Here is a 26,134-nt window from a genome sequence, read left to right on the forward strand (position 1 = left end):
GGAGTCAAGAAGATTGTAATATCGTCATACCCGCGTAGGTGGGAATGACGAAAGAAAAGAAACTCTTAGAAGTTAAGAGTCAAGTATGCTTGAACAGTGTTAGCACGTTTCAAACCATCGTGTTTTTCATTGATATAAGCAGCTGTTACATCCAATGGTCCAAATGATTTAGTTGCAGTAACTGCAAGCTCATTCATATCTCCTGCGTTAGCAGCAGCTCCATTGCTCACATTTGTATAGTATGCACCAAATTTAGCAAGATTTTTTGCATCGTACTCAGCTGTAAGATTCATTGATGTTGCATCCGGAGCTCCTACATAACCGTAATCCCACCATGCTTCTGTGTACAATTTAGATTGAGCAGCAGCAAGGTTATCAGTTGCAACGTTAGCAACTTTCAAAGTACCGTCTTTATCTGTTGAAGAGTATGCAGCTGATACTTTAAGCGCATCGATACCGTATCCAACTTTAAGTGCGTACGCTTTTGAATCTTTAACACCTTCTAAAACACCTTTAGGTGCCATATCAGCATATTGTAGACCAATTGTCAAACCTGGAACCAAACGGCAGTTAATATCACCTTGCAACCAGTAAGCATTAGCAACGTTAACAACGTTATAATACCATGCTTGTGCTGTAAGCGGTTTGAAAGAGTTATTTACCGCTGCGAATGCATACGCACCACCGTTCATAAATGTATTAAATTTACCAGCTGTACCTACAACATTATCACCAATTGGTGTATGATTGATTGTACCTTTATTTTGGACGCCTGCAGTATTTGGATCTAAATCACGACCAAGTGGATTTACACCATTTCCTTTTCCAACCCATGCACCTACCAAAGTAGTGTCCGGAAGATCTTGGTTAATAACAAGTGCTGCATCAAATGTATTTGGAACGATTGACCATTTTTCAGAGAATGCTAAAGGTGAATCAATCTCCATACGCCCTAGTTTTACAGTAGTTTTAGCTACAGTAGCTGCTACCCATGCTTCGCCCATCCATGATGCATCATCAACTTGAAGTCCATTAGTACCAAGTGGATCAAATGAAGCACCATTTCCTGTAGCTACACCGTGTGCACCTGTCCATGTATTTGAAACAAGGTTGTTTTCAAGTCCAAGAGTACTTACTGCATACCCAGTTACACCAAATGATACACCTTTAAGCAAATCACCCGTTGCACCGATACGAAGTGCTGTATCAGCTGCACTTGCATCTTTGTCAAATAGATCCAAGTTTGCTCCACGATCACTTGTAGTATAGAAAAGTTTAGCGTCACCGCTAACTTTTACATTATCCAACGCGAACGCACTCGTACCGAGCAACACTGCTGCTGCAAGAGACATTTTAACTAATTTCATTGATTCTCCTTAAATAAAGCTTGACTTTGGGGTTTACCCAAGAATTGTTTCGTCGGAGTTAATTGTAACGCTCGAAATCTTAAACTATGCTGTTATTTGCTAAATATATTTACTATTGGTTTACTGCGTGTAAACTCCCTACTTTAGGGAATATTATAATCTTATCACATTATAGTGTTTACTATTTCTAGCTAAACAAATCCCCTCTTCTTTATGGTATAGTATGTTTTCTCTGATTTATGCTTTGTATAATTTATTAAAAAGGAAAACCATAATTATGGATAAAAAGCAGCTATTTCTCGCTTCAGCTACAACCATCTTACTATTAAGTGGCTGTACTGCTATAACCCCTACTCAAAACAACACTTTAAATACCGTATCTCCCAGTGTAACCGCTGAATCTGAGGGTGGGATAATGCAACGCTCGCTGGATAAATGGCTCAAAGAGGAGTGGTCACCAATGACATCATCTCCGTCCAATATCCCAACAAAAACACCAGCGGATACAAATGCATCTTCATCATCTACTAGTGTTACCACAGCCACTCAACCTACTGCTGAAGAGCGCTTTACGTTACAAGAATATCTCGATAAGTGGAAAAAATATCGTGAAAATAAATCAAAAATAGAAGAGACTCAGCCAAAAGAGCCTTCTCATGTGGATAGTATGAAAAAGTTGCCAGTGATAGGGAAGTAACTATTAGTAACGTTTGCGTCATTCCCGCCTACGCGGGAATGACGAGATACTATTCGCGATTTTCCCATACCATAACGGTTTTACCCTCGCTATTTTTTTCTACTGCAGGCATTCCCATAATATTGTATCCCGCATCCACATAATGAACTTCGCCACTCACGCCGCTAGAGAGATCACTTAAAAGATAAAGGGCTGAGTTTCCAACCTCTTGAATAGAGACATTTTTACGTAACGGAGCGTTACATTCATTCCAATTGAGGATTTGTCTAAAATCACCGATACCGCTAGCCGCTAATGTTTTGATCGGTCCTGCACTGATTGCATTTACCCGTTGACCTTTTGAAGCGCCGAGTTCAACTGCCATATAACGGACACTTGATTCTAGTGCCGCTTTCGCAACTCCCATAACATTATAGTTCGGGATATATTTTGGTCCACCGAGGTAGCTAAGGGTGATAATCGATGCACCTTGCGCCAAGACCGGCTCAAGACGGTTAGTTAAATCGATCAATGAATACACCGAAACGTCCATCGCAATTTGAAATGCTTCTTTAGAGGTTTTCATAAACCCTTCTGTCAATGCCTCTTTTGGAGCAAACGCAACAGAGTGAACTAAAAAGTCGATCTCACCGAAATCACGTGCAACTAATTCAGCGATTGCCGACATATCAGCCTCATTGGAAACATCCAGTTTGTAAACCGGGGAGTTGTCAAACGCTGCCGCAATCGGTTCAACCCGTTTTTGCATTGCCTCATTGGGATAGCTAAACGCCATTTTTGCACCGTGTGCGTGTAGTGCTTCTGCGATTCCATAAGCGATTGATTTATCATTTGCCAATCCGACGATGAGACCTTTTTTACCTTGCATTAACATCTATTATTCTCCTTTTATATTTAAATTATTACCCCATCGGAGCAAAGCCCCGCATGGCTACGCTAACGCTTTGTTTCCTTCGGCAGGAAGCCCATTTCTTATTGAAGCTCTGTGGCTTGTGCGATCATTGTACAAAAATCATTGGCGCTCAGCGATGCTGACCCGACCAAAACTCCATCTACATTGGCAAGTGCCATAATGTCACCGGCATTATCAACCTTAACACTTCCACCATACAATAGCGGTGCACTTATTGTTTGTCGCAGGGCATTATGTACCTCTTCGATCTCACGATTACTCGCCGTTAGTCCGGTACCGATTGCCCAAACCGGTTCATACGCAACAATCAAATCAGGATAATTAAGATCGATACCTACGAATTGAGCATTAATATATTCCATTAATACATCATAACCATATTCACGAACCTCTAACGGTTCTCCTACACAATAGACAATCGCAAAACCTTGTTGTGCAAAAAAACGAAATTTTGCCGCAATTTGCTCCTGCGTCTCACCCAAAATATGACGACGCTCACTGTGACCGATAAGGATTGTTTTGATCTCAAACTCTTCGAGTTGTTCAAGGGTAATTTCCCCTGTGAATGCACCATTAGCAGCGGGATAACCATTTTGTACCCCGATCAATACGTTACGGGAAATATGTTCCAATGCCGTAAAAGGGGGAAATACCATAATGGTGTCTTCTATTGCATTAGCACTCACAAACGATTCAACAACCGCCATATAGGCACGTGTCTCTTGACGTGTTTTATTCGCTTTAAAGTTGGCACATAAAATCATGACAATCTCCTTTTAGAATTTGTCATTCCCGCGAAGGCGGGAATCCAGCTAGACTCCCGCCTTCGCGGGAGTGACGACAAATATACTTTACAATATTCACCACTATTATTTCAGTAACGCTTTAACTCCGGGAAGAACTTTACCTTCTAACAGTTCTAACGATGCACCGCCGCCTGTGGAGATAAAGGTAATCTCTTCATCCAATCCTACCCGTTGAACCAAATCCGCCGTATCTCCGCCACCGACTACCGTTGTAGCATACGAATCGGCAACAAAATGGGCAATTTTATTAGATCCTCGTGCAAATCGTTCCATCTCATAAACACCCATCGGGCCATTCCAAAGAATGGTTTGGACATCGGCTAACACTTGGCGATACAGTCGTACTGTTGCCGGTCCGATATCTAATCCCATCCACCCCTCAGGGATCTCTTGAGCACTTACTAAACGGCTCATCGAATCAGGAGCAAACTTCTCGGCGGCAACCACATCAACAGGGAGATAAAATTTAACTCCTAATCGTCTCGCCTCTTCCATCACTTTTATCGCTTCGGGAATGAGATCGTCTTCAACGAGAGATTTTCCAACATCGTATCCCAGCGCTTTAAGAAATGTAAACGCCATTCCTCCACCAATTAATATTTTATCTACTTTTGGTAAAAGATTAATGAGTGCTTCGAGTTTACCGGAAACTTTTGATCCACCGACAATTGCCGCAAACGGTCTTACTGGACGCTCAAGCAATACCCCAAAAAACTGAATCTCTTTTTGGAGGAGAAATCCTGCCGCTTTATGCTCTTTGTCAAAAAATTGGGTAATTCCTTCTACTGATGCATGGGCACGATGACTCACACCAAACGCATCATTGATATAGATATCCACCATTGATGCCAGTGCACGACTAAACTCAGCATCATTTTTGGTCTCCCCTTTTTCAAAGCGAAGATTTTCAAGCAAAAGGATCTCTCCACCTTTGAGTTCGCTTGAGAGTTTCATTGCACTCTCTCCCACGACATCTTCGGCAAGTTGAATATCAAGTTTAAGCAGTTGATGTAACCGCCGTGCAACCGGTGAAAGGGAGTATTTTTCATCTTTAACACCATCTTTCGGGCGACCAAAATGGGACCCTAAAATAATGGCACATTTTTGATCCAAACAATAATTAATAGTAGCCAGTGCTGAGCGTATACGACGATCATCGGTAATATTATTATAATCATCCATCGGGACATTAAAATCACATCGGATAAATACTTTTTTGTTAGCGATATCGCACTCTTTGATATTCAATAATTCCATATATTTCCTCTACCTGTAAGATATAAATTTTATTTTAGACTTTACTAATAAACAATGCCATCTCAATGAGGCGATTAGAGTATCCCCATTCATTGTCATACCATGCCATGATTTTTATCATGTCGCCGTCAATAACTTGTATTAAGTCATCTGCAATTGTAGCACTATAACATGAACCCACAAAATCTTGGGAAACACGATAACGCTCATCAATTTCCAAGATACCTTTTAACGTTGTTTCAGCATACCTCTTAAAAAGTTGACTTAACTCCTCCTTCGTGGTTTGACGTCCGATTAATACATTCAAATCCACCATAGAGACATCCGCCGTAGGGACACGAACACTCTGACCGTGAAGCTTCCCTTCTAAAGCAGGAAGTACCAACGAAATTGCCTTTGCCGCTCCCGTCGTTGTCGGAACCATATTGAGTGCTGCCGCACGTGAACGGCGCATATCGGTTCCATGTGCCGAATCTATAATCGCTTGACCGTTCGTGTATGCATGAATGGTCGTCATAAGACCCTTTTGTATCCCGAACTCCTCATCCAAAATACGGGCAATCGGTCCTAGACAATTCGTCGTACATGATGCATTAGAGAGAATGTTCTCACCATCGTAGAGATGATGATTAACCCCTAATACATACGTCGGAATAGTCGCATCTTGCGTCGGAGCGGAGAGAATTACTTTTTTCACCCCTTTTCCCAAATGATGCGACACGGTATCGCGTGTCAAAAACAAACCACTGCACTCAAATACGACCTCAGCACCCAGTAAAGCAAAATTCAAATTTTCAGGATTTTTTTCACAGACTATTTGAACCCTGTCGGAACCTATCAAGAGGCTATTTTCATCGATATATTCAAGATTATACTCAAACGCTCCATGAACCGAATCATTTTGCAATAGATAGTGCATCATTGTCGTTGATGCCATATCATTTATCGCCACCAACTCTATATCATCACGAGTAGCGATGAGACGAGTGAGAGAACGTCCTATACGGCCAAAACCGTTAATCGCAACTTTTAATGCCATTATCCCTACCTGCAACCATAATAGGGGAGATTTTACCAAAAGTTGGTTATAATTTTGATTAAAAGAGGCTTGGAGCGTCGTAAATATGAACATTGCGCTCTTTGGCGGAAGTTTCGATCCTCCCCATTTCGGTCATATACAGATTGTCCTTGCGGCACTCTCTACTTTAGAGATTGATAAACTTATCATTGTTCCTGCCTATCGCAATCCCTTAAAACATTCGATATGTGCGAACGGTGCGAAACGGGTAGAATGGTTAAAAACCATTTTTAAATCCTACCCAAAAGTGGAAATCAGTGATTTTGAAGTTTCTCAAAATCGACCTGTGTATACGATTGAAACTGTATTACATTATGAAACTGCAACCGATAAGATTTTTCTTATCCTTGGAGCGGACAATGTAGAAAAACTATCGCAATGGCATCAATTTGACCTCCTTAAAAATAAGGTCACTTTTGTAGTTGCCACGCGAGATAACCATCATGTACCCGCAAACATGATAACACTTAAAATCAATGAGCCTATCAGCTCAACCCTTTTTCGAAACTCTTTTGGCTCACTTGGGCTAGATGAGATGGTCGAAAATGAAATTATTACCTACTACAAGGAAAACCATGAATCCACGAATTGAAAAAATGTCCCATATCCTCGATATGAATAAAGCCGAAAACATCGAAGTGTTTGACCTCGCAGGGAGCGATTATTTTGCTGACTATGTCATTATCGCCTCTTCACTGGGTGAACGTCACACATTAGCCCTTCTTGACCACCTCAAAAAAGGGCTTAAACCGGAAGAACAATTTTTATATGTCGATGAGAGCGGTGATTGGGTTGCTATCGATTTGGGAGATATCTTAATCCATATCCTTACACCGCAATACCGTGCAAAATACGATTTAGAGAGCTTTTTAAAAGAAGTATCGGCACGTAAAAACAAAAATTAATAGCTAAAAAGCATCTTTTAAGCTTTTTAAGCTATAATTTCGTTCTCTCAAATATGCGTCCGTAGCTCAGCTGGATAGAGCACCGGTTTGCGGTACCGGCGGTCAGGGATTCGAATTCCTTCGGGCGCACCACTTACAAACACCGTAATCATCAATTTTAGTTTTATTTTTAAAATCAAACTGTTAACAGTATAAAGTATAAATGCACACAACAGTTTTATATACAAAGAATAGGTTGTATTTATGTTGAAAGTTATAATTTTTGGAACTTCAAACTCAGTTATGAGAAATGGTTGGGTGGCTGGCTTAAGTTCAAATAGTAAAATTGAAGTAAAAAATATTTCGATAGGTAGATCACCTTCTTTAATGCATATAGCAAATATAATTAAATATAAAGAAGAACTTAAGCAGGTAGATTTAATATTACTTGAGCATTATGTAAATGATATTAACTTTTATATTGGCAATTTTGAAGATAACTACTATATAAAATTAATCGAAGATTTATTAGCATTTATTTCAACTTTAAATAAACCGATAATAAGTGTTATGTTGCCAATTTTCAATATTCAAAAAAAAATATCATATGCATCAGTTGATATCCTTAAAAAACTCTATAGCATATATAATATAATGTATATAGACTTCAATAATTTCAGTGAGTTTAAATTTGATTATCATAATGATGAAATCCATTTAAAACATTATATTGCTTTTTTTTTAGGAAGTGAGCTTTCAAAAATATTATATGAATATAAGTTTCCAAAATTTGATGCACAAAAACTACAATCTCAACCATATAAAATTTTCGAGTGCCATGATATCGTATCATCTTCTTCTAACTACACTGAAAATGATATAGTAAAAATTTCAAACTCTTTAACTAAATATGAGTACATACAACTTATACATGATATAGATATTTCCTCTTTTAAGGACTATGAACTCATTGCTATAGCCTATCATAATTGTGAAAATATAAATCATATTTTTCAAATTAGCACAGAAAAAGAATCTATATCATACAAAACAGTAGGGGTGCAATATTTTGTAGAAACACTTAATAAACCTATAAGAATTGATTCTTCCACTACCATTTCTGTGCCTAAGAATAATTTTGCTGATATCAAACCTTTAATGAATAGAAATGATCAAACAGACTTTACTAATAAGTTTTCTGGAGTTTATCTATCTTATTTACTGTTTAAATTAAAAAATAATCATATTTCTGTATCAACAAAACAAATGCAAATCAAAAATGATATAACGTTTTTAATGGAAGAGAGTGTAAAAAAAATCCCTATAATGTTTGACGAGTTAATAGTAAAAAATTCAAATGATAAAGTTGATATAATAAGAGAAGCAGCACTAGCTGTAGAAAAAATCAATCTGAAACTTGCTTATGATTTAATGATGATTGCCCATCAATTAAGACCTAATGGTCCTTTCATCAAAATCAAATTAGATGAGTATCGAATGCAATTAAGTTGATTAATGTTAGTTATTACTTACAAACACCGTAAAAATAAAACTTCCCTTAACTTTTAGTAATCACAACAATCGTTTCGTTACCTATCACGCTTTCTCAATAACTATCGTAACTGATTAATCTTTAACACAAACTCCACTTCTGCTTTGGATAATCGTAGCTCTTTGGCGATACCATCAACATCCATCCCTTGATTGTATCGGCTCACCACTTTTTCATCATCCAATCCACTGATTGAACTTGGGAGGGATAAATTTCGGATACGCTCTTCGAGGTAACGAAGACGATTTTCTGTTTTCTCTTTGTAGGCACTAAACGTCCCCTCAATGTGTCCCAAAGATTCCATAATCGGAATTGAAATTTCATTCATGTTATCCGATGCATGTGCATGATTTGAGTTGATAGCTACATTCTCTTGCAAGGATGCAATCAACTCCATCTCCGCACTCAAACGCTTATCCACTTTATAGAGCTCGCGATGAAGCTCTTCAACTGCATGAGCGATAGAGCGAAGTTTTGCAGTCGTTTCATTCTCCCTATTGATCGAATAATAAATCAACCCCAAGACCAGAGCAGCAATAGCTATAAGTATTATCTCTATCCCTATACTCATTCGAATCCCTTTAGATGTCGAATCATAGCCCGCTCACGCGCTGTCATATAAATACTCCATTCATTTTCATCTTTCACGTGCATACGGATAATTTTAGCTAACGTTGGGGAGATGGCTTCAAAAAATATCGGTGTTTCATGACGTGGCAGTACCGGTAATTCAACTCTGCCATAATAGTGTTTGGCTGGATCTAATAACGGTTCAGAAAGTTCAAAATATTCTAAACCTATTTTTTCAATCATACCGGTTTGTTGCAGTTTTATCCTCTCCGGTGTTTGATTTAAAATCAGTTTTTCCAAACGATCCATTTTACGATAAAGCTCAACGATAAGATGGAGCGTTACAGGATCGCTATCGCTGGTTTCCCCTTTTGCGCGCGCCGTACGAAGCCATTGCCCTATTGCATCATCGTCATGTTCACTGATTGTATTAAACTCTTTTTCAAACATATCTACATTACTCTCTAAGGAGCTAAATACAATATCAATCGATGCGTTCACAAGCCGTACATTATTATTCATACCAATACCTTATCTAAAATTACACATCCAAAAAAGACAAAACCCAAATAGCCGTTAACGGTAAAAAAAGCACGATCGATCTTTGTAAAATCGAGCCGAACCAAATAGTGCTCATATCCTAACATAAGTATCGATAAAAAAACACCACCCCATACGCTTAATCCCAAGTGTGCTTCATAAACAAACAATCCCCAAAATACAATTGTCAATAAATGGAATAGAAAAGAGATTTTTAGTGTAGCACCACTGCCGTATTTTGAGGGGATTGAGTGAAGTTTATTGGTTTTATCAAACTCCATATCTTGCAGGGAATAAAGCAGATCAAATCCTGCTACCCAAAACATAACCCCGATACTGAGCCAAAGTGACCATAGCGGAACAGAGGATAAAACAGCGATAGCCCCCGCCATCGGAGCCAATCCCAACGATATCCCCAAAACGATATGCGCCATTGAGCTAAACCGTTTAAAATAGGAGTAACTGAGCAAAACGATAAGAACCGGTACACTTAGATAAAATGCCATCTCATTCACCATATAGGTTACCCCGATAAATACCAATGCATTAACCAATGTAAAAATTGCGATAGAACTCCCCTCTAATCGCCCATCAACACTCGGTCGGTTGGCAGTACGGGGGTTGTGAACATCATAGGCACGGTCTACATAGCGATTAAACCCCATCGCCGTATTACGTGCACTGATTGCCGCTAATGCCCCTAAAATAAGTAATTTAAATCCAAACCATCCATTCGCCGCAACGATCATAGCGATAAAAATAAACGGGAGAGAAAAAACACTGTGTTGAAACATCACCAACTCATTAAAATCTCTCAACCGTTTCGCAATTCTTTTCACACGTACCCTTTATTTCGCTTAATAGCTTTTATTTTATCGTAAAATCACTTTGTCCTTATAAAAAAGCCTACTTATGAGCCTACTGCTGAAGTAAACCTAGTGTTAACATAGTCAATCGGAATTTTATTCCGATAGCGTTACCTCCTCTAGAGGTTCTCGTGCCCTATAGGGTATAATATAAATATGAAACAATTAGCGATTATCGGCTCAACTGCCTCAGGGAAAAGTGATTTAGCACTCTCACTTGCTCACAAACACAATGCCATTATCCTCTCCATCGATTCGCTCAGTATCTACCGTGAAATCGACATTGCATCGGCAAAACCTTCCAAAGAAGAGCTCGCAAGCGTCTATCATTTTGGAATCGATGTTTTAAAGCCCGATGTAAATGCCACCGTATTTACCTTTATCGACGAATACCACCGTGCAGTAAGTTATGCCCATGCCCACTCTAAAAATCTCATTATCGTCGGCGGGAGCAGTTTTTATCTCAAAAGTATGGTTGATGGACTCTCCTATGTCCCCCCTATTACGGATGAGACAAAAGAGAACGCATCAGTGATGCTTCATAATCTTTTCGACACCTATCAATTTCTTGCAGATATCGATCCGATCAGCATGGATAAAATTACCCCTACAGATGCGTACAGAATCGAAAAAATGCTCCATCTTTATCTCCAAACCTCTACTCCACCCTCTCTATGGTTTAAAGAGCATCCTCCGCAACCGATTATTCACGAGTGCCCTATCCTCAATATAGAGAGCGAACGTTCCTATTTACGTGAACGGATTGGATTGCGTACCCATAAAATGGTTTGTAACGACTTGATCGATGAAGTGGCTGAGCTGGAGCGTCTGTATGGGAGAATTCCCAATAGTATGAAAGCGATTGGCATCATCGAAACATTAGAGTTTTTGGATGGCAAAATTACGAAAAATCAACTAATCGAGGATATTTCAACTCACACGGCTCAACTCGCCAAGCGTCAACAGACCTTTAATGCCCATCAGTTTAAAGAGGTGATAAACGGATCAGTGAAAGAGTTATACGATAGGGCTACAATAACCCTAATGCATCCTTAGCCAATTTTCCCCATGCCGAGTTTTTATCGGCTTTTATACTAGCATTAAAAGAGGAGCGCGCTTCGGTATTATTACCGAGTTTCATAGAGAGTGACCCCATCAAATAGTATTGGCGTGAACGTTTTTCATCGGAGAGCTTCACTCCGTTTAACCCTTTTAAAATTTCTAACGCCTCTTTATTTTTATCCTGATTAATCAACGATTGTGCCAACGTAAATTCAACAAATGGGGATTGTGTCGCTGTTTTAGTCCGTTTTTGTAATGCTATCACTTTTTGTCCGTAAGTTTGAACCATCGCTTCATCTTTACGGCTTAGCCCCAAACTCATCATTTGGGTATAACGTTCTATATCTTTAAAATCGCTCCCAAATACATTTTCACACTCTTTTATATACTGTACCATGTTTACGCTATCACCACTGCGTTGCGCACTGTCAAAAAGGATTCGATAAGCATCATTAAGGGGAGGATTTTGCTGAACACTTAACAATGCACTCAAGTCCCTCCCCCCTGAAAGTGCTTTTTTATATTCTCCAAGGGCAAAATTCATCTTTATCGACCGATAAAGCCATTGTTGACGCGTTGCCATATCTTTGGACTTGATATTTTTACTCACTAATTGTTCTGCAAGGGGAAATTTGCTCATTTTTAAAGCGCACTCAAATGTTAATCCATCCCACTCTGTCGGTAGCTTTATCTGATACATTTTATGCATCGACATTGCCTCTTCGCATTTGCTATTTTGTAAATTTTTCTTAGTTATCTCTATTGCACTTTTACCGATTAATCCGTTAGCATCCGGATAAGCAGTGGTATCGAGTTTATACAACTCATTCTCCATTTTCAATATCTCATCATATTTGCCCTGTTTAAAAAGTAATTGAGCTTTTTTATAAAGAGCTTTATTCCCTATCGAATCGTTTCCGTAACGTTCTATCAATTCATCGTATTTTTTGATACCACTAGTGTTATTCCCATCTTCTTTCTCAAAAAATAACCCATCTTTTTGTCGTTGTACTTCAGTTAAATACTCCCCATAAGGAAAAAGCTTTAGATATTCATTAAAGGCATCAAGTGCTTGATTTTTCTTCCCCGCTTCTGCGTATAAAATTCCTAAATTTTTTAGTAGTTTGCCATGCTCCGGAGATTTATGGTTCACACCTTCAATCAAGCTTTGGGTAATTTTTGCGGCAATAAGGTAATCTTTTCGTCCATCTAAAATATCAATCATTTCTAGTGATTCAGGAGTCACCTTTGTAAAATAGTGGGGATTTACGCGTGCAATTTTATCAATATAGTCACGCGCTTTTTCGGGGGTTTTCCCCCCTATCTCCATCTGCGCTAATTCAAATGCACAAGCAGAGGCTAAATCAACATCTTTCGTTCGAGAAAGTGCTTCTCGATAATATTTTGCCGCCTTAGTGGGGCTACCAACAACTTCGAGATGTTTTGCTTTATAATACATCCCTTTTTGGGCAAATAGCTCACTGGGATGTTCACTAAAGAGTCGGTCATAAAAATAATCCGAATCACTATTTTGTCCCATTTGACTGTAGGCATCTCCTGTGTACGCTAACACCTCAGCCATGTTCGGATCACCCGAATACTGACGTAAAAACTGTTTTGATAGTGGTAACAATCCTTCGTAATTTCCCATCGCATAGTAAGCACGGATTTGGTATAAAATCAATTCATTAGAAAAGATGGTTTTAGGATAATGTTTTAAGATGTCTTGAGCAATGTAAAGTACTTTTGTATAATCACTCGCAGCATACGCTTTTTTAAGATCCATGTATCCGTTAACATCTTCAACATTTTTCATCTTAATTGGATTGCCTTTAAGATCAAGTCCTCCTACATAAGGATATGACTCTTTAGCAAGCTTCATCGGAAGGTTAATACCATTAGATGAACGTTTTTCATTGGGAAGCATCGGAATGGTTTTACTATAGCCGATAATATTCCAATGGTTAACACCTTTTGCATTTGCTGTATAAATCTGAGAATCGTATCGAAGATCAAATCCAACCGGAAAAAGTGCTATTTTAGTTTTAGGGGTAATTATCAATATTGAGGCTGTTTTGGCTAATGTAAAATGGGGATTATTAATATTGGGAAGAGTAGATGAATCGTTCAATGTACATTCAATTCGACTAATTTGATCAAAATCATTTTTTGTTGAAACACAGTTGAAAGGTTTTGTATCACGCAGGTGCAAAATACTGTACGGTTCAGAAGACTCTTTACCGCTTTGGATAGAGATATCTAATGCGAATAAAGGGAGCCAAATGAACAGCAATAAAAAGCGTATCATTTGACCTCCTACAGGTATATATTAATACCCGCTATTATACACAAATAATGTAAGAACTTTAAGAAGTGGATTAACGGCAACCAAAGCGAAGATAGTTACTACCGCAGCAATACCGATAATGGTTTTTAATGATAATGAGGCATTCATTAAATAGTATTTTTGGTACTGTGGAATCGGATCTTTCATAAACATAAAGACAATCAGTTTAAGATAGTAGTACGCTGCAATAGCAGAGTTCAATGCCATAATCAGTGCCAATACAGTATATCCTCCGGTTACCGCTGAACCGATCATATACATTTTACCCAAAAAAAGTCCAAACGGAGGGATACCCGCAAGGGAGAGCATAAATAATCCCATCATCACGGCCGCCATTGGCATTGTATGAACAAGTCCCGCAAATTTCTCGTACGGATGGTCTGAACTTTGACCCGGAAGGAGGTTTTTTTGACGGCTTATCCATAACATAGCAAATGCTCCGAGATTGGTAAAGCTAAAAAGTGCCCAATACAAAAAGAGTCCTGTATTAGATTGGGTTGTACCGATCAAAATAGCCGCCATAACAAAACCGGCATGAGAGATTGAACTGTACGCCAACATACGTTTAACATCACTTTGTACCAATGCCCAAATATTCGATGCCGTCATAGTGACAACAACACCTACGTATAAAATTACTTGAAGCCATACAACACCGCTATGAACCAAAAATTCAAACAGACGCATTGCCACAACAAAAGCTGCAAGTTTAGGGACGATAGACATGTATCCTGCCAATGGCGCAGATGAGCCTTCATAAACGTCCGGTGTCCATGTGTGAAACGGTACCATTGAGAGTTTAAATCCAAATGCAGCAATCATGAAAACTACTGCAGTAAGGACGAAACCGATATTAACGTATTCATCTTTGGCTAGCGTTACGGCTATTTTGTTGATTTCAACTGAACCGGTAATCGCATACAAAATCATCGAACCGAATGCGAAAAAACCTGCAGCTAATGCACCCATAGTGAAATATTTTACCGCAGCTTCAAACGATTTAGATCGGTTATGCAATGCAATCATTGTGTACAATGCCAATGAAGCTGTTTCTAATCCAACGAAAATCAAAATCAAATTATCGGTTGCCACCATAAACTGAAAACCGGCAATCATAAATAAGAAAAGGGCAAAATACTCTGGATAGTGGTATTCATGGAAACGTTTTGAGGTTAATGCTAAAGGGATAAAAAGCATTGAACCACCCACGATAATAATCTGTGAGATGATAGCAAGCCCATCAATCAGCATCATATCAAACATACCGAGTACTGTACCGCTTTTAAGAAAGATTTGTCCGAAATCAATCACAGCGCCCAAATCAAGTAACAAAAATAATAAACTCACCATAACATAAAAAGAACGGTGAAGCCCCTCTTTGAGTAAGTCAATACATAAAATAGCCAAAGCACCTACAATAGCGATAAGCATTGGTGCCATAGTCGAAATATTTAGCGACGCGAGGGAGATAGTAGCCGGCTCTAACATTAGTGCGCCTCCTGTACAGAATTCATGCTATCCGATTGTGTTAAATTCGGAATACGTTTTTGTGCTTCGGGTGTTTGTGCTTTATCATGCATCAATTGTACGATTGCTTCAACACTATTATTAATTGGCTCTAGTACCGGTTTTGGATAGACACCCAACCAAATAGCAATGATAACCAATGGAATAAGACCGTAAAGCTCAGTACGATTTATATCTTTAAGGTTTTTATTCTCTTCCTTAGTAACCGGTCCAAAAAATGCTTTTTTATAGGCAGAGAGCATATAAATTGCCCCTACGATAATCGCTGTTCCCGCCACAAGGGTATAAGAGTGTGATTGTTTATAAAAACCGAGCAAACTCAAAAACTCTCCGACAAAGTTAATTGTTAACGGCAATCCGACCGATGCCATCATCATAATTCCAAAAATAGTTGCGTAGCGTGGCATTACTGATGCCAAACCGCCAAACTCCGACATCAGTTTGGTATGACGTCGATCATAAATAACTCCAACAAGCAAGAAGAGTGCTCCCGATACTACCCCGTGAGCAATCATTAAAAAGACTGAACCGCTGATCCCCTCAACATTAAGGGCGAAAGTTCCGAGGATAATAACCCCCATGTGCGATACAGAACTGTAGGCAACAACTTGTTTGATATCCTCTTGGGCGTATGCTACCATTGCGGTATAGACGATCATAATAATCGCCAATATGGCAATCGGAAACATAAACGCTACCGATGCATCCGGAAATAACGGCAATGAGAAACGGACAAACGCATAAGTTCCCATTTTAAGCAAGATAGCCGCAAGAATCACTGACCCGATAGTAGGTGCTTGACCGTGTGCGTATGGCAACCATGTATGGAACGGGAACATCGGAACTTTGATTGCAAACCCTAAGAAAAAGGCTGCAAAAAGCCACATTTGAAAATTAGCCGGCAAAATTAGGCGATACCACTCTAAAAGAGAGAAACTCCATTGACCTGTCGCTTGAAAGTAAAAATAGGCCATAAACAACATACCGACCAACATGACGAGCGATCCGGTAAACGTATAGAGGAAAAATTTGATCGACGCATAAATACGAAGCGGTCCACCCCATGCACCAATGATATACAACATCGGAATAAGAGAGAGCTCCCAAAAAACGTAAAATACGATTGCATCAAGTGCAGCGAAAACACCGACCATCGTCATCTCTAAAAAGAGTAACGTAATAATCAAATCTTTAATACGACGAGTCTCTGTTAAAGAAGCAATACCAATCATCGTGAAAAACGTTGAAAGGATAATGATAAACAGTGATATACCATCTATCCCGACAAGATAATTAATACCAAACGCTGAAATCAATGGAGCGCTCTCCATAAACTGCATCCCCGATGTCATCGGGTCATACATCTTCCACAGCCATAACGAGAGGAAAAACTCGACAGCCGCTACGGTAATACCGTATGCACGCGCGCTATCTTTGTGAACCACAAATCCAAGCATTGCTGCCAATGCCGGAAAGAAAATCAAAATCGATAAAATATGTTCTTGCATCAAATTCTCCTTACATTGCCCGCATAGTTACTGCGTTATAACCCGCAGTAAATGCAACAGCAAGTACCAATAAAACCACTAATCCGATAACCATCCAGCGTAGCATACTAGAGAGATTCCCATTTTGCATGGTATGTGTGTTTTCACCTGTTTGGTAAATGAGATTTGCAATCCCATCAACCGTTGCATCCACGATTTTCAAATCAAATTGTTTCCATGCAATCTTAGAGAGACGAAGATACGGTTTTGAAAATACTTCATCATAAATTTTTGGGATGTAGTATTGGTTAAATAACAATTGATAGAAAAAACCGGACTCTACTTTTTTATCTACTTTTACCGCTTTTGCGTATTTTTTATACGCATAGGTGATTGCACCGATTACAAACAGTTGTGTCCCGATAGTCATAATCCAAAATGTCATATGATTATGGATATGATAGGTCATAGCCGGCAAAAGCTCACTCACCATCAAATAATACGGGGTTTTAAATACCATCCCCGCAATAACGGCTAAAACAGCTAACGGTGCCATTGCGAAGAGCATAAAGTTATACGCTTCATGCGGATGGATACCGTGTTCGAGATGTCGCTCATCACCGTGGAAAATCAACGCAACAAGACGGAATGAATAGAACGCAGTCAATCCGGCAGTGAGCAACAAGACTGTATAAAGCACATAGTGTTGTTCAACAAATGCTACCTCTAGAATCAAATCTTTAGAGAAGAACCCTGCCAAAGGATAGATACCCGCTAACGCAACCGATGCGAGGGTCATGAGAATCCATGTCCATTTCATCGGTTTTTTCAATCCACCCATTTTAAACGGATCGAGTTCATCGTGCATCGCATGCATTACGTTACCTGCACCAAGGAACAACAACGCTTTGAAAAACGCATGCGCCATAAGGTGGAACAGTGCTACCCAATACGCGCCCAGCCCTGCGGCTACAAACATATATCCGAGTTGAGAGAGGGTAGAGTAAGCGATAATACGTTTCATATCACGGTTGACCAATGCCATGGTTGCGGCAAACATTGCCACAAATGCACCAAGTGATGCGATAACCATTCCCACTTCCGGAATCAAACCGTAAATAGGGTTTGCACGGACAACAAGATAAACTCCGGCAGTAACCATCGTCGCTGCGTGGATAAGAGCCGAAACCGGAGTAGGCCCTTCCATCGCATCAGCAAGCCATGTGTGAAGAGGAAACTGTGCCGATTTACCCATCGCTCCAATAAAGAGGAAGATACCGATCCACGTTACGATATGGATAGGGAGATTAACAATATTAGCAAATACTACATCGTATTGTAATGAACCGAGATTCCAATAAATCATAAAGATACCGATCAACATCGCCAAGTCGGCAATGCGGTTCATAATAAACGCTTCGTTTGCTGCCCATGTTGCTGTTTCTTTGTGATACCAGAAACCAATTAATCCCCATGAACAGAGACCAACTCCTTCCCATCCAATAAAAAGACCTAAGAAGTTGTCACTCATGACAAGTACCATCATAGAGAATACGAACGCTGAAAGCCATGAGAAAAAGCGGTTAAACCCTTTATCATGATCCATATAACCGATAGAATAAACGTGAACAACCGTAGAGACGACGCTCACAACCATCATCATGGTCACACTCACTTGATCGACGACGAATCCAAACGGAATATACAAATCTCCCGTTGCAATCCATGTCATCATCTCAACATGAACCGTATGCCCTGACATTACATAACCTAATAAAATAGCACTGCTTACGAACGAAACAAAAAGCAATCCTGACGCAACTACTCCGGTAAGGAGAGTTTTAGGTGAAGCGCTAAAAAGTGCTGAAAACAGTGAACCCACCAACGGAGCAAACAGTGCAATGTATAAATAAATTTCCATCTCTTATCCTCTCATCGATGTCATTTGATCAAGATCAATCTTGCCGGTACGTTTAAACCAAACGATTAATAGACCCAAACCAACCGCAACTTCTGATGCCGCTATAGCAATAATAAAAAAGGCAAAAAGTTGCCCGGTATAATCGCCGCGATAATGGGAAATTGCTGCCAATGCGACATTAACCGCATTAAGTAAAATTTCGGTAGCGAAAAAAAGCATCAGTAAATTTTTACGACGCATAACCCCAATCAAACCGATTGCAAATAAAACGGTTGAGAGAACCAGATAATGGGTAAGTGTTACTTCCATCAGTGTGCCTCCTCTATTGCTATTTCTTCTGTTGATGATGCAACCATCATCTCAATCTCATCTTCCGCCATAAGGGTTAATGAAGTATCCATTTTTTTACCTGCTAATACGATACCGGCAACCATAGCTACCAAGAGCATCACAGCGGCTAACTCAAACGGAACAAGATATTTTGTAAACAAAACCATCCCTACCGCTTGTGGATTACTTAAAGCAGGAGTGATAGGATACGCCGCTTGAAGATTGCCCGTAACAATCGGTGCAAGGACGATAAAGACCACCAATACTGCTGCCAAAGCGCCAAGAACGATAACAAAACGTGGATTGGTTCTTTTTTCAACAACATTTCGGGTAGTATCAAAGAACATCATCCCAAATGCATACAGTGCCATAACTGCACCGGTATAGACGATGATTTGTATCGCACCCAAAAAATCAGCACCCAAAATAAAGAAGAAAGCCGAAATAAAAATCATACCCGCCGCCATAGAGGTGAGGGCATACAGTGCTTGCGACGTCATCACCGTGATAGTAAACATCACGATGGTAAGCGCTGCAAACAGATAAAAAGCGATTGTTTCAAACATTCTTTTTCTCCTTAATACGCTAAAGGCGTTGATTTAACGCCCTCATTCGGGTTAATAGCACCAAAGCCCGGATACTCTTCTTGCTGACCTGAGGTTAACCAATCAAGCGGTGTGAGCATATCGTCTTTAATAACAAAGTGGGCACGTTGTTCGGAACCGTTTTCATAACGTTGTCCATGTACAATCGCCAGTTCAGGGCACACTTCGGCACAGTATCCGCAGAAAATACAACGACCAAGATTGATACTGTATTCACTAACCTCTTTACGGCTGTTCTCATCGATACGTGTCTCCATACGGATACAATCGGAGATACAGATTTTTTCACACAATCCGCATCCGATACAACGCTCATACCCTGATTCCCATAAACGCAACAGTTTGTGAACTGCACGATAACGTGGGCCGATAGGGAGTTTCTCTTTTGGGTATTGGACAGTGTGAATATCAAATTTAATCATCTCACGCATTACGACCCAAAGACCGACAAACAATTCACCTTTGAGTGAACGTTTAACTACTTGCTTGAATTTATCCCATCCTGTGGTTGGATACTCTTCAATATCGACGTAATAGTAGACTGACGACTCAGTTATATTACGATCATTTAATGGTTCTATATGCATCCATCCCTCCTTAAAACATCATCACAAGACCGGTGATCACAACATTGACCACGGCTATCGGCATTAACACTTTCCAGCACAACCACATCAACTGATCCGGTCGAATATCCGGCCACGCGGCACGTGTCCAGAGGAAAAAGAAGAAGAAAAATGACACTTTCAAGAGCAATTGAACTGCACCTGCTATTGTCCCATCACCAAATCCACCCAAAAAGATGATGGAGATGACGAATGAGATAAAGAACATATTGGCGTATTCACCGATAAAGAAAAGTCCCCAACGCATACCCGCATACTCTGTACCGAAACCGTCAATAATCTCGTGATCGTTTGCCACCAAGTGAAACGGCGTACGCCCTGTTTCTGCAAATGCCGCAATCCAAAAGAGGATAAAGGCAACCGGTTGTGACCATATAATCCAATGACCGATACCACCCACTTGATAGTTGTTAATATCCACCAATGACAATGAACCCACCATCATCAGCGGTGCAAGCAATGAAAGACCGCTGATTACCTCATACGAGATAAAAATAGCAGCACTACGGGCAGCAGAGAGCAATGACCATTTGTTAGCCGATGCCATACCCCCAAGCAGTGGACCGTACAACCCAATAGCCATAATTCCCAAAACATACAAAATACCGATATTAACGTCAGCGACAATCGGGTGAACGGTATACCCAAACACAGTAAACTGCGGCCAAAACGGAATAGCCGCTGAAGCCATGAAAGCAGTTGCCGCTGTTATAACCGGAGCAATTTTAAAAATCGGTTTGACAACGTTTTGAGGGACGATATCCTCTTTGGTAAAGAGTTTAATACCATCGGCCGCTACTTGAAGCAATCCAAACGGCCCAACGTGCATTGGTCCAAGACGACGTTGCATAAACGCCAAAACCTTACGTTCAAAATAGGTACCCAATCCCGCTAATGCTGAGAAAACCAATAATATGACAACGATTTTAGCAATCGTTTCGATGATAAATGCGATATCCATCGTTTACACCTTTTCTATCGTGACATTATTAAAACGGTAACCGCTAAACAATGCTTGAGAATTAATTTTGGAATCAAATGTCGGGAGATAGGTTATATCTCCATTGATTTTTGAGTCGATCATCGCTTTTAGCACCATCTCACCCATTTGCGTTTTCACACGGACACTCTCCCCTTCATTCAAACCGTTTGCTTCCATAAACGAAGAAGATCCGTATAAACCACCCTCTTCGTTAAGTTGGTGAGCACGTGCGGTAAATGGAGTGAATTGCAATACCGGATTAGCAAGATAGACAATCGAACCGCTAAGAGAGAGATTTTCATCCAGTTTTTCAACCGATTCATCACCGTTACAACTAACAACCTTAGTTTCAAGGAGATAGCCGCGAACCTCTTCACCGCTATTGGTGTAATGGTTTGGTAAACAATCAAACGCCACGTTTTTAAATCCTGCTTCAACAGGAAGTTGTGCCGTATAATCAACTGTCAATTCGGTACAGACACCTAATGCACACGCAATATCTTTAAGAGTATATCCACCGTACGGTAATGCCGCATTGGTTGGATTTACCCGTTTATCGATACTCGTTAATGTCCCCTCTTGCTGATTAAGTGATGGCATATCCAAATCACCCTCCCCTAGCGCACTAAGGGTAAAAGAACGTGGTGTATTATAACCAATTGTTTTACTTCCCTCAGTTGAATCCAGTTCACAAATGAGGGCAACACCTAGTGTATTGGCAATATTAGGAATCATTGTAACACTAAAGCGTGTATATTTCTCGATCAATGCCACCAAACGGGCACAATTGGTCGCATGTGGATGGGTGTAGAGGTCTGGTCCCACCATCAACGCGAACTTCTCTTTTTTCGCTAAATATTTGGTCATAGTGTCGGCAAATCCTGCTGGGGCATTTACCAAATCAAAGAGGCGGTTTTCATCTACATCCACCTCTTTAGAGACTTTTTTCTTGATGGTTTTAGTGACCTCTTCACTCACCTCTTCTTCCACACCGCTCTCTTCATTCAACACTTTTTTCACAACTGTTTCAGTCACTTTTTCATCGACGCTCTCTTCGATTGTGATTGTTTTAGTAGAGTGGAATGTTGCGAGATACTCTGTTACGGATGTCGGCATTGTTGCTTTATCCCCGAAAAGATCGAGCATAAGATACAATGCCGCCTCTTCCATCATCGGTGCATGGTTAAGCTGTGTGAGATTTTTGGACATCCCCTCAATCACAGGATCGTTAATCGGGTGGAAGTAAAGCCCCGCACCTTTGTTCATCGACAACGCATTATTCATCGCAAAGCGAGCATTGGGGTTATCGGTTTTGAGAGCACTTCCGATGGAGACCACGAAATCGGCTTCATGAACCTGTTTCAAATCACCATTGTAGAGAGCTTTACCACTCACACCGCTGTAACTCATCAAGAATTTTTTCAATGCAAGAGCTTCGTTATTCACTAAACGGTAACCGAATTTCTCTTTAAGACGTTGAAGAATCATCGCCTCTTCGTTCGTGATGGTGGAGGTAAAAGCAATCGTATCGCTATTTTTAAATACTTCAATCGCACTAGTAAACGCTTCAGGATTTTTCACTACATCCCGATTCTCAAAATCGAACCCGTAACGTCCTGCACCACACAGTGATACATAGTTCCACTCATTTTTCACACGGTAGATTTTCGGATCAGAATTTTCGATAGAGGTGTGTTTAATATCGTAGCTGATTTGACATCCTGCACTACAGTGGGCACACGTTGCCGGAATTTGGGTATGTTCCCATGCATTTGAGGTGTATTGGTAGTCACTGCTCACCAATGCACCGACCGGACACACAGAGCTACACTCTCCGCAATTGGTACAATCGAGTGTATCACCGCCATTAGGAGCAATCAACGATTTGTTAAGTTTGTTCCACATCGCGTAGGCATCTTTAGGCATACTCTCTTTAAATGTTGCTTCAATCGCGTCACTTCCACGAGCCGAGGTAGAGAGTGCCCCATCCCCGATCATATCTTTACACACCGTAATACAACGCTCACACATGATACACAACGCCGGATCATAGTGGATTAAACCCCAGTTTTGGGCTGGTTTATGGGTATCTTTGATTGAATAGTTTTGAGAATCTACCCCTATTTCTAACGTATAGTTTTGCAGTTCACATTCACCTGATTGGTCGCATACTCCACACTCTAATGGGTGATTGACATCATAAACTTCCATAATGGCACGACGTTCAGCCAAAATATTTGGGGTTGTCGTGACGATTTCCATCCCTTGTTTTGCTTTTGCATTACACGCATAGACCTGCTTACCATCCGCTTCCACCAAACAGACCCTACATGCCAAGGTTGGTGAACAACGGGTCAGATAACAAATGGCAGGGATAAATATCCCATTGGCACGTGCCGCATTGAGGAGATATTCACCCTCTTGCGTCGTGACCAATTTGCCATCTATGGTGATCGTTATTTCGTTCATGATTTAACTCCCCATCTTTTTAAGTTTAATTTTTTCAAACCGATACCTTTTAGGCATTGCACCAAATGCCGTATCATAAGCAGGCACAAGAGCAATAGTCCCTTTTAACGTTTCATCCAACACAAAAGTTCGTACTTGGTCGCATCCCTCTATTTGAACACTCTCACCATCTTGAAGACGTGCAGCAGCGGCAAATTGTGATGATCCACGCAACGCCGTATCCTCTTCTAGTTGAGATGTTCGTGCCGTGTAGCTATTGAATTGATTAATAGGATTACAATAGTAGGCAACCGTTCCATTGAATTCCGGTAAATCCTCTATCTCTTCGAGTTCACCACTAATCGGAGATTCTACACTCTCCAACATGTACCCTCGGTTATCCTCACCTAACACTCCGTAAAAATTGCCCAGTGTATCAAATTCAGCACCGCTAAACCCTTTTGAACGTGGCAGTTGAGCCGTATAATCAATCGTATACTTCGACACAACACCTAATGCACAAGCGATATCATTGAGGCAATACCCCTCAAAAGCGACCGCTACATTGGTGGAGAGAAGCTGATAATTGAGACTTACAAACGTCCCCTCTTGGCTATTGAGTGCCGGAAGAGCCATATCTACATCCCCGATAGAACCGACAACAAAATCTCCCGAAGCGTTATATCCGATTACAGGGGAGATCGCTTCATCATTGTCCAAATCACAGATGAGTGAAACACCAACGGTATTGACGTTTTGCGGTACTACCACCAAAGAAAAGTCGCTATTCGCTTCTATAAGCGCACACAGTTTTGCGATATTAGAAGCACGGTTATGCGCCAATACGTCTGAACCAATAATGAGTGTTTTGCGTTTTAAACGTCGGAATGTTGTTGTGATACGGCTAAACTCTTCATCACCGACATTACTTTCAGCACACAAGTATCCATCATCCAAGCCGTCCAAATAGCTTTTGAGTTCATCACTCAAATCACCGCTTTCCAAAAGTGTTTTTGCGAGCATTGCCATAACACCCTCTTCTGAACCCGCTTCGTATCGGATGTTTTGGGTGATTATATTTTGCAGCAATGCATCTTCCATCGGATGCATATAGACTACTTTTGCTCCGTTATGGCGTGCGGCGGTGGTCATTGCGTAACGGATGGCAGGATTATCACTGCTGATTCGTCCCCCTAGTACAATAATTCCATCGCTTTGCTTAATCGCATCGAGAGTTCCGCTAAAAGCACTTTTTCCACTGATAGAGCTGTAAGCACTCATAAACGATTGATACGCACGTGCTTCTTCGTTGAACAATTTCACCCCAAGTTTCTCTTTGAGACGTTGCAGTATCATCGCCTCTTCGTTGGTAATGAGTGAACTAAAACGGATCGCTTTTGCCTCGCTAAACGCTTTAAGTGTCTGGTTGAATAGGGCTTCATCTTTAGAGGATTGAATGTCAAAATCAAACCCAAAACGTCCCGCCCCACACAACGTTGCGTATTCAAAGTTATTCGTAACACGGTAGATTTTTGAGCTCCCGCCATTGGCAATCGAATCGTGTTTGACTTCATACATCAACGAACATCCCGCTGAACAGTGGGCACACGTAGCAGGGATTTGACTCAATTCCCAAGCGTTGGCAGTATATTGGAAATTAGAACTTACCAACGCACCAACAGGACATACCGCGATACACTCTCCACAGAAAGTACAGTCGAGTTTGTCACTGTTTTTAGGGACAACAGCAGATTTATACCCCCCAAACTGTAAGGTAATCGCATCGTCTCCGATAACTTCATTACAAACGTGAACACATTTCTCACACAAAATACACAATGAAGGGTCATAATTAATCAATCCCCAATGCTCAATGTGGCGATGCTGGTCTTTGGCACTAAAATGTTGTGAAGATACCCCAAACTCTAATGTTTTATTTTGGAGATCACACGCTCCCGATTTATCGCACACTCCACACTCTAAGGGGTGATTGACATCGTAAAGACGCATGATATTAGTTCGCTCGTTTTTCAAACGTTCAGAATCGATGGTTACCTCTAACCCTTCGGTCGGAGGTGTTTGACAGCTGAGGATGAACCCCTCAGTGACATTGGTTTCAACAACACACAAACGGCACGATGCACACGGTGTTGTTTTTTCGATGTAACACATTGTCGGGATATAAAACCCTGCCTTACGCGCCGCTTGGAGAATTGTTTCACCTTTTTGGGCGGTTACGGGTTGGTTATTGATTGTAAAATGTATCATG

Annotated in this window: 23 protein-coding genes and 1 tRNA gene; 6 read left to right on the top strand and 18 right to left on the bottom strand. The window is 40.5% G+C overall.

The features are described 5' to 3' along the window. Window positions 1-65 precede the first annotated feature (65 nt). Window positions 66-1,352 (bottom strand): porin, encoded by a 1,287-nt coding sequence (locus tag PHC76_RS09275; protein ID WP_300210000.1) that lies wholly within the window; start codon window positions 1,350-1,352, stop codon window positions 66-68. 292 nt (window positions 1,353-1,644) lie between these two features. On the opposite strand from PHC76_RS09275, the gene PHC76_RS09280 reads away from it, so the two are divergent. Then, entirely contained in the window at window positions 1,645-2,064 is a 420-nt protein-coding gene (locus tag PHC76_RS09280; protein WP_299969622.1) for a hypothetical protein, read from the top strand. A gap of 49 nt (window positions 2,065-2,113) precedes the next feature. Here PHC76_RS09280 and fabI read toward each other — a convergent pair whose 3' ends face one another. The 4 genes from fabI to gap all read right to left on the bottom strand — a co-directional run bounded on the left by fabI (window position 2,114) and on the right by gap (window position 6,079). Continuing rightward, window positions 2,114-2,938 (bottom strand): enoyl-ACP reductase FabI, encoded by an 825-nt coding sequence (gene fabI / locus PHC76_RS09285; protein ID WP_299969619.1) that lies wholly within the window; start codon window positions 2,936-2,938, stop codon window positions 2,114-2,116. 98 nt (window positions 2,939-3,036) lie between these two features. After that, entirely contained in the window at window positions 3,037-3,741 is a 705-nt protein-coding gene (locus tag PHC76_RS09290) for a triose-phosphate isomerase (RefSeq protein WP_299969617.1), read from the bottom strand. A 105-nt stretch (window positions 3,742-3,846) separates the two neighbouring features. Then, window positions 3,847-5,040 carry a phosphoglycerate kinase gene (locus PHC76_RS09295; protein ID WP_299969615.1) on the bottom strand — a complete coding sequence of 398 codons (1,194 nt, stop codon included), beginning with the start codon at window positions 5,038-5,040 and terminating at the stop codon, window positions 3,847-3,849. A 34-nt stretch (window positions 5,041-5,074) separates the two neighbouring features. Further along, on the bottom strand, window positions 5,075-6,079 hold the full coding sequence (gene gap / locus PHC76_RS09300) for a type I glyceraldehyde-3-phosphate dehydrogenase (RefSeq protein WP_299969873.1): 1,005 nt from the start codon (window positions 6,077-6,079) through the stop codon (window positions 5,075-5,077). Window positions 6,080-6,164: 85 nt separating this feature from the next. Between gap and nadD the strand changes: the two genes are divergently transcribed. The 4 genes from nadD (at window position 6,165) to PHC76_RS09320 (ending at window position 8,514) form a co-directional block, all read left to right on the top strand. After that, a complete protein-coding gene (gene nadD, locus PHC76_RS09305; protein ID WP_299969612.1) occupies window positions 6,165-6,710 on the top strand; it encodes a nicotinate (nicotinamide) nucleotide adenylyltransferase in 546 nt (181 codons plus the stop codon). Next, window positions 6,694-7,023, top strand: coding sequence for a ribosome silencing factor (rsfS, locus tag PHC76_RS09310; protein WP_299969610.1), 330 nt, complete (start codon window positions 6,694-6,696; stop codon window positions 7,021-7,023). The genes nadD and rsfS overlap by 17 nt, the downstream gene beginning before the upstream one ends. Window positions 7,024-7,078: 55 nt before the next feature. Next, a tRNA-Arg gene (locus PHC76_RS09315) sits at window positions 7,079-7,155 on the top strand. A gap of 111 nt (window positions 7,156-7,266) precedes the next feature. Then, entirely contained in the window at window positions 7,267-8,514 is a 1,248-nt protein-coding gene (locus PHC76_RS09320) for a hypothetical protein (protein ID WP_299969608.1), read from the top strand. A 101-nt stretch (window positions 8,515-8,615) separates the two neighbouring features. Here PHC76_RS09320 and PHC76_RS09325 read toward each other — a convergent pair whose 3' ends face one another. The 3 genes from PHC76_RS09325 to mqnP are packed head-to-tail and all read right to left on the bottom strand — an operon-like array spanning window position 8,616 to window position 10,503. Beyond that, the gene (locus PHC76_RS09325) at window positions 8,616-9,125 is read right to left on the bottom strand and encodes a hypothetical protein (protein WP_299969604.1); all 510 of its coding nucleotides are present in this window, start codon (window positions 9,123-9,125) and stop codon (window positions 8,616-8,618) included. Continuing rightward, window positions 9,122-9,646: a hypothetical protein gene (locus PHC76_RS09330; protein WP_299969602.1), complete on the bottom strand. Its 525-nt coding sequence runs from the start codon at window positions 9,644-9,646 to the stop codon at window positions 9,122-9,124. The genes PHC76_RS09325 and PHC76_RS09330 overlap by 4 nt, the downstream gene beginning before the upstream one ends. After that, entirely contained in the window at window positions 9,643-10,503 is an 861-nt protein-coding gene (gene mqnP / locus PHC76_RS09335) for a menaquinone biosynthesis prenyltransferase MqnP (RefSeq protein WP_299969599.1), read from the bottom strand. The genes PHC76_RS09330 and mqnP overlap by 4 nt, the downstream gene beginning before the upstream one ends. Window positions 10,504-10,686: 183 nt before the next feature. On the opposite strand from mqnP, the gene miaA reads away from it, so the two are divergent. After that, complete coding sequence (gene miaA, locus PHC76_RS09340) at window positions 10,687-11,586, top strand: tRNA (adenosine(37)-N6)-dimethylallyltransferase MiaA (RefSeq protein WP_299969597.1); 900 nt, start codon at window positions 10,687-10,689, stop codon at window positions 11,584-11,586. Here miaA and PHC76_RS09345 read toward each other — a convergent pair. Genes PHC76_RS09345 through PHC76_RS09390 form a run of 10 tightly spaced genes read right to left on the bottom strand, consistent with a single transcriptional unit; the run spans window position 11,561 to window position 26,133 of the window. After that, window positions 11,561-13,900 (bottom strand): tetratricopeptide repeat protein, encoded by a 2,340-nt coding sequence (locus PHC76_RS09345; protein ID WP_299969595.1) that lies wholly within the window; start codon window positions 13,898-13,900, stop codon window positions 11,561-11,563. The two genes, miaA and PHC76_RS09345, sit on opposite strands and share 26 nt — an antisense overlap. A gap of 21 nt (window positions 13,901-13,921) precedes the next feature. After that, a complete protein-coding gene (nuoN, locus tag PHC76_RS09350) occupies window positions 13,922-15,427 on the bottom strand; it encodes an NADH-quinone oxidoreductase subunit NuoN (protein ID WP_299969593.1) in 1,506 nt (501 codons plus the stop codon). After that, complete coding sequence (locus PHC76_RS09355) at window positions 15,427-16,974, bottom strand: NADH-quinone oxidoreductase subunit M (RefSeq protein ID WP_300210003.1); 1,548 nt, start codon at window positions 16,972-16,974, stop codon at window positions 15,427-15,429. Before PHC76_RS09355 ends, nuoN begins: the two co-directional genes overlap by 1 nt. 10 nt (window positions 16,975-16,984) lie before the next feature. After that, entirely contained in the window at window positions 16,985-18,874 is a 1,890-nt protein-coding gene (gene nuoL / locus PHC76_RS09360; protein WP_299969589.1) for an NADH-quinone oxidoreductase subunit L, read from the bottom strand. A 3-nt stretch (window positions 18,875-18,877) separates the two neighbouring features. After that, a complete protein-coding gene (gene nuoK, locus PHC76_RS09365; protein ID WP_299969586.1) occupies window positions 18,878-19,183 on the bottom strand; it encodes an NADH-quinone oxidoreductase subunit NuoK in 306 nt (101 codons plus the stop codon). Further along, window positions 19,183-19,770, bottom strand: a complete 588-nt coding sequence (locus tag PHC76_RS09370; protein WP_299969583.1) for an NADH-quinone oxidoreductase subunit J — start codon at window positions 19,768-19,770, stop codon at window positions 19,183-19,185. The genes nuoK and PHC76_RS09370 overlap by 1 nt, the downstream gene beginning before the upstream one ends. Before the next feature lie 11 nt (window positions 19,771-19,781). Beyond that, window positions 19,782-20,396 carry an NADH-quinone oxidoreductase subunit NuoI gene (gene nuoI / locus PHC76_RS09375; RefSeq protein WP_299969581.1) on the bottom strand — a complete coding sequence of 205 codons (615 nt, stop codon included), beginning with the start codon at window positions 20,394-20,396 and terminating at the stop codon, window positions 19,782-19,784. Window positions 20,397-20,406: 10 nt separating this feature from the next. Then, complete coding sequence (gene nuoH / locus PHC76_RS09380) at window positions 20,407-21,396, bottom strand: NADH-quinone oxidoreductase subunit NuoH (protein ID WP_299969578.1); 990 nt, start codon at window positions 21,394-21,396, stop codon at window positions 20,407-20,409. 3 nt (window positions 21,397-21,399) lie between these two features. Further along, complete coding sequence (locus PHC76_RS09385; protein WP_299969575.1) at window positions 21,400-23,886, bottom strand: NADH-quinone oxidoreductase subunit G; 2,487 nt, start codon at window positions 23,884-23,886, stop codon at window positions 21,400-21,402. A gap of 3 nt (window positions 23,887-23,889) precedes the next feature. Then, on the bottom strand, window positions 23,890-26,133 hold the full coding sequence (locus PHC76_RS09390) for a 2Fe-2S iron-sulfur cluster-binding protein (protein WP_299969572.1): 2,244 nt from the start codon (window positions 26,131-26,133) through the stop codon (window positions 23,890-23,892). Window position 26,134: the final 1 nt, after the last annotated feature.

The sequence above is a fragment of the Sulfuricurvum sp. genome, from assembly GCF_028710345.1.
GTDB lineage: Bacteria > Campylobacterota > Campylobacteria > Campylobacterales > Sulfurimonadaceae > Sulfuricurvum.

Bases quoted from the DNA above. Each gene is read 5' to 3' on its own strand.
- PHC76_RS09275 (WP_300210000.1), bottom strand. From the start codon at position 1,352: ATGTCTCTTGCAGCAGCAGTGTTGCTCGGTACGAGTGCGTTCGCGTTG.
- PHC76_RS09280 (WP_299969622.1), top strand. From the start codon at position 1,645: ATGGATAAAAAGCAGCTATTTCTCGCTTCAGCTACAACCATCTTACTA.
- fabI (WP_299969619.1), bottom strand. From the start codon at position 2,938: ATGTTAATGCAAGGTAAAAAAGGTCTCATCGTCGGATTGGCAAATGAT.
- PHC76_RS09290 (WP_299969617.1), bottom strand. From the start codon at position 3,741: ATGATTTTATGTGCCAACTTTAAAGCGAATAAAACACGTCAAGAGACA.
- PHC76_RS09295 (WP_299969615.1), bottom strand. From the start codon at position 5,040: ATGGAATTATTGAATATCAAAGAGTGCGATATCGCTAACAAAAAAGTA.
- gap (WP_299969873.1), bottom strand. From the start codon at position 6,079: ATGGCATTAAAAGTTGCGATTAACGGTTTTGGCCGTATAGGACGTTCT.
- nadD (WP_299969612.1), top strand. From the start codon at position 6,165: ATGAACATTGCGCTCTTTGGCGGAAGTTTCGATCCTCCCCATTTCGGT.
- rsfS (WP_299969610.1), top strand. From the start codon at position 6,694: ATGAATCCACGAATTGAAAAAATGTCCCATATCCTCGATATGAATAAA.
- PHC76_RS09320 (WP_299969608.1), top strand. From the start codon at position 7,267: ATGTTGAAAGTTATAATTTTTGGAACTTCAAACTCAGTTATGAGAAAT.
- PHC76_RS09325 (WP_299969604.1), bottom strand. From the start codon at position 9,125: ATGAGTATAGGGATAGAGATAATACTTATAGCTATTGCTGCTCTGGTC.
- PHC76_RS09330 (WP_299969602.1), bottom strand. From the start codon at position 9,646: ATGAATAATAATGTACGGCTTGTGAACGCATCGATTGATATTGTATTT.
- miaA (WP_299969597.1), top strand. From the start codon at position 10,687: ATGAAACAATTAGCGATTATCGGCTCAACTGCCTCAGGGAAAAGTGAT.
- PHC76_RS09345 (WP_299969595.1), bottom strand. From the start codon at position 13,900: ATGATACGCTTTTTATTGCTGTTCATTTGGCTCCCTTTATTCGCATTA.
- nuoN (WP_299969593.1), bottom strand. From the start codon at position 15,427: ATGTTAGAGCCGGCTACTATCTCCCTCGCGTCGCTAAATATTTCGACT.
- PHC76_RS09355 (WP_300210003.1), bottom strand. From the start codon at position 16,974: ATGCAAGAACATATTTTATCGATTTTGATTTTCTTTCCGGCATTGGCA.
- nuoL (WP_299969589.1), bottom strand. From the start codon at position 18,874: ATGGAAATTTATTTATACATTGCACTGTTTGCTCCGTTGGTGGGTTCA.
- nuoK (WP_299969586.1), bottom strand. From the start codon at position 19,183: ATGGAAGTAACACTTACCCATTATCTGGTTCTCTCAACCGTTTTATTT.
- PHC76_RS09370 (WP_299969583.1), bottom strand. From the start codon at position 19,770: ATGTTTGAAACAATCGCTTTTTATCTGTTTGCAGCGCTTACCATCGTG.
- nuoI (WP_299969581.1), bottom strand. From the start codon at position 20,396: ATGCATATAGAACCATTAAATGATCGTAATATAACTGAGTCGTCAGTC.
- nuoH (WP_299969578.1), bottom strand. From the start codon at position 21,396: ATGGATATCGCATTTATCATCGAAACGATTGCTAAAATCGTTGTCATA.
- PHC76_RS09385 (WP_299969575.1), bottom strand. From the start codon at position 23,886: ATGAACGAAATAACGATCACCATAGATGGCAAATTGGTCACGACGCAA.
- PHC76_RS09390 (WP_299969572.1), bottom strand. From the start codon at position 26,133: ATGATACATTTTACAATCAATAACCAACCCGTAACCGCCCAAAAAGGT.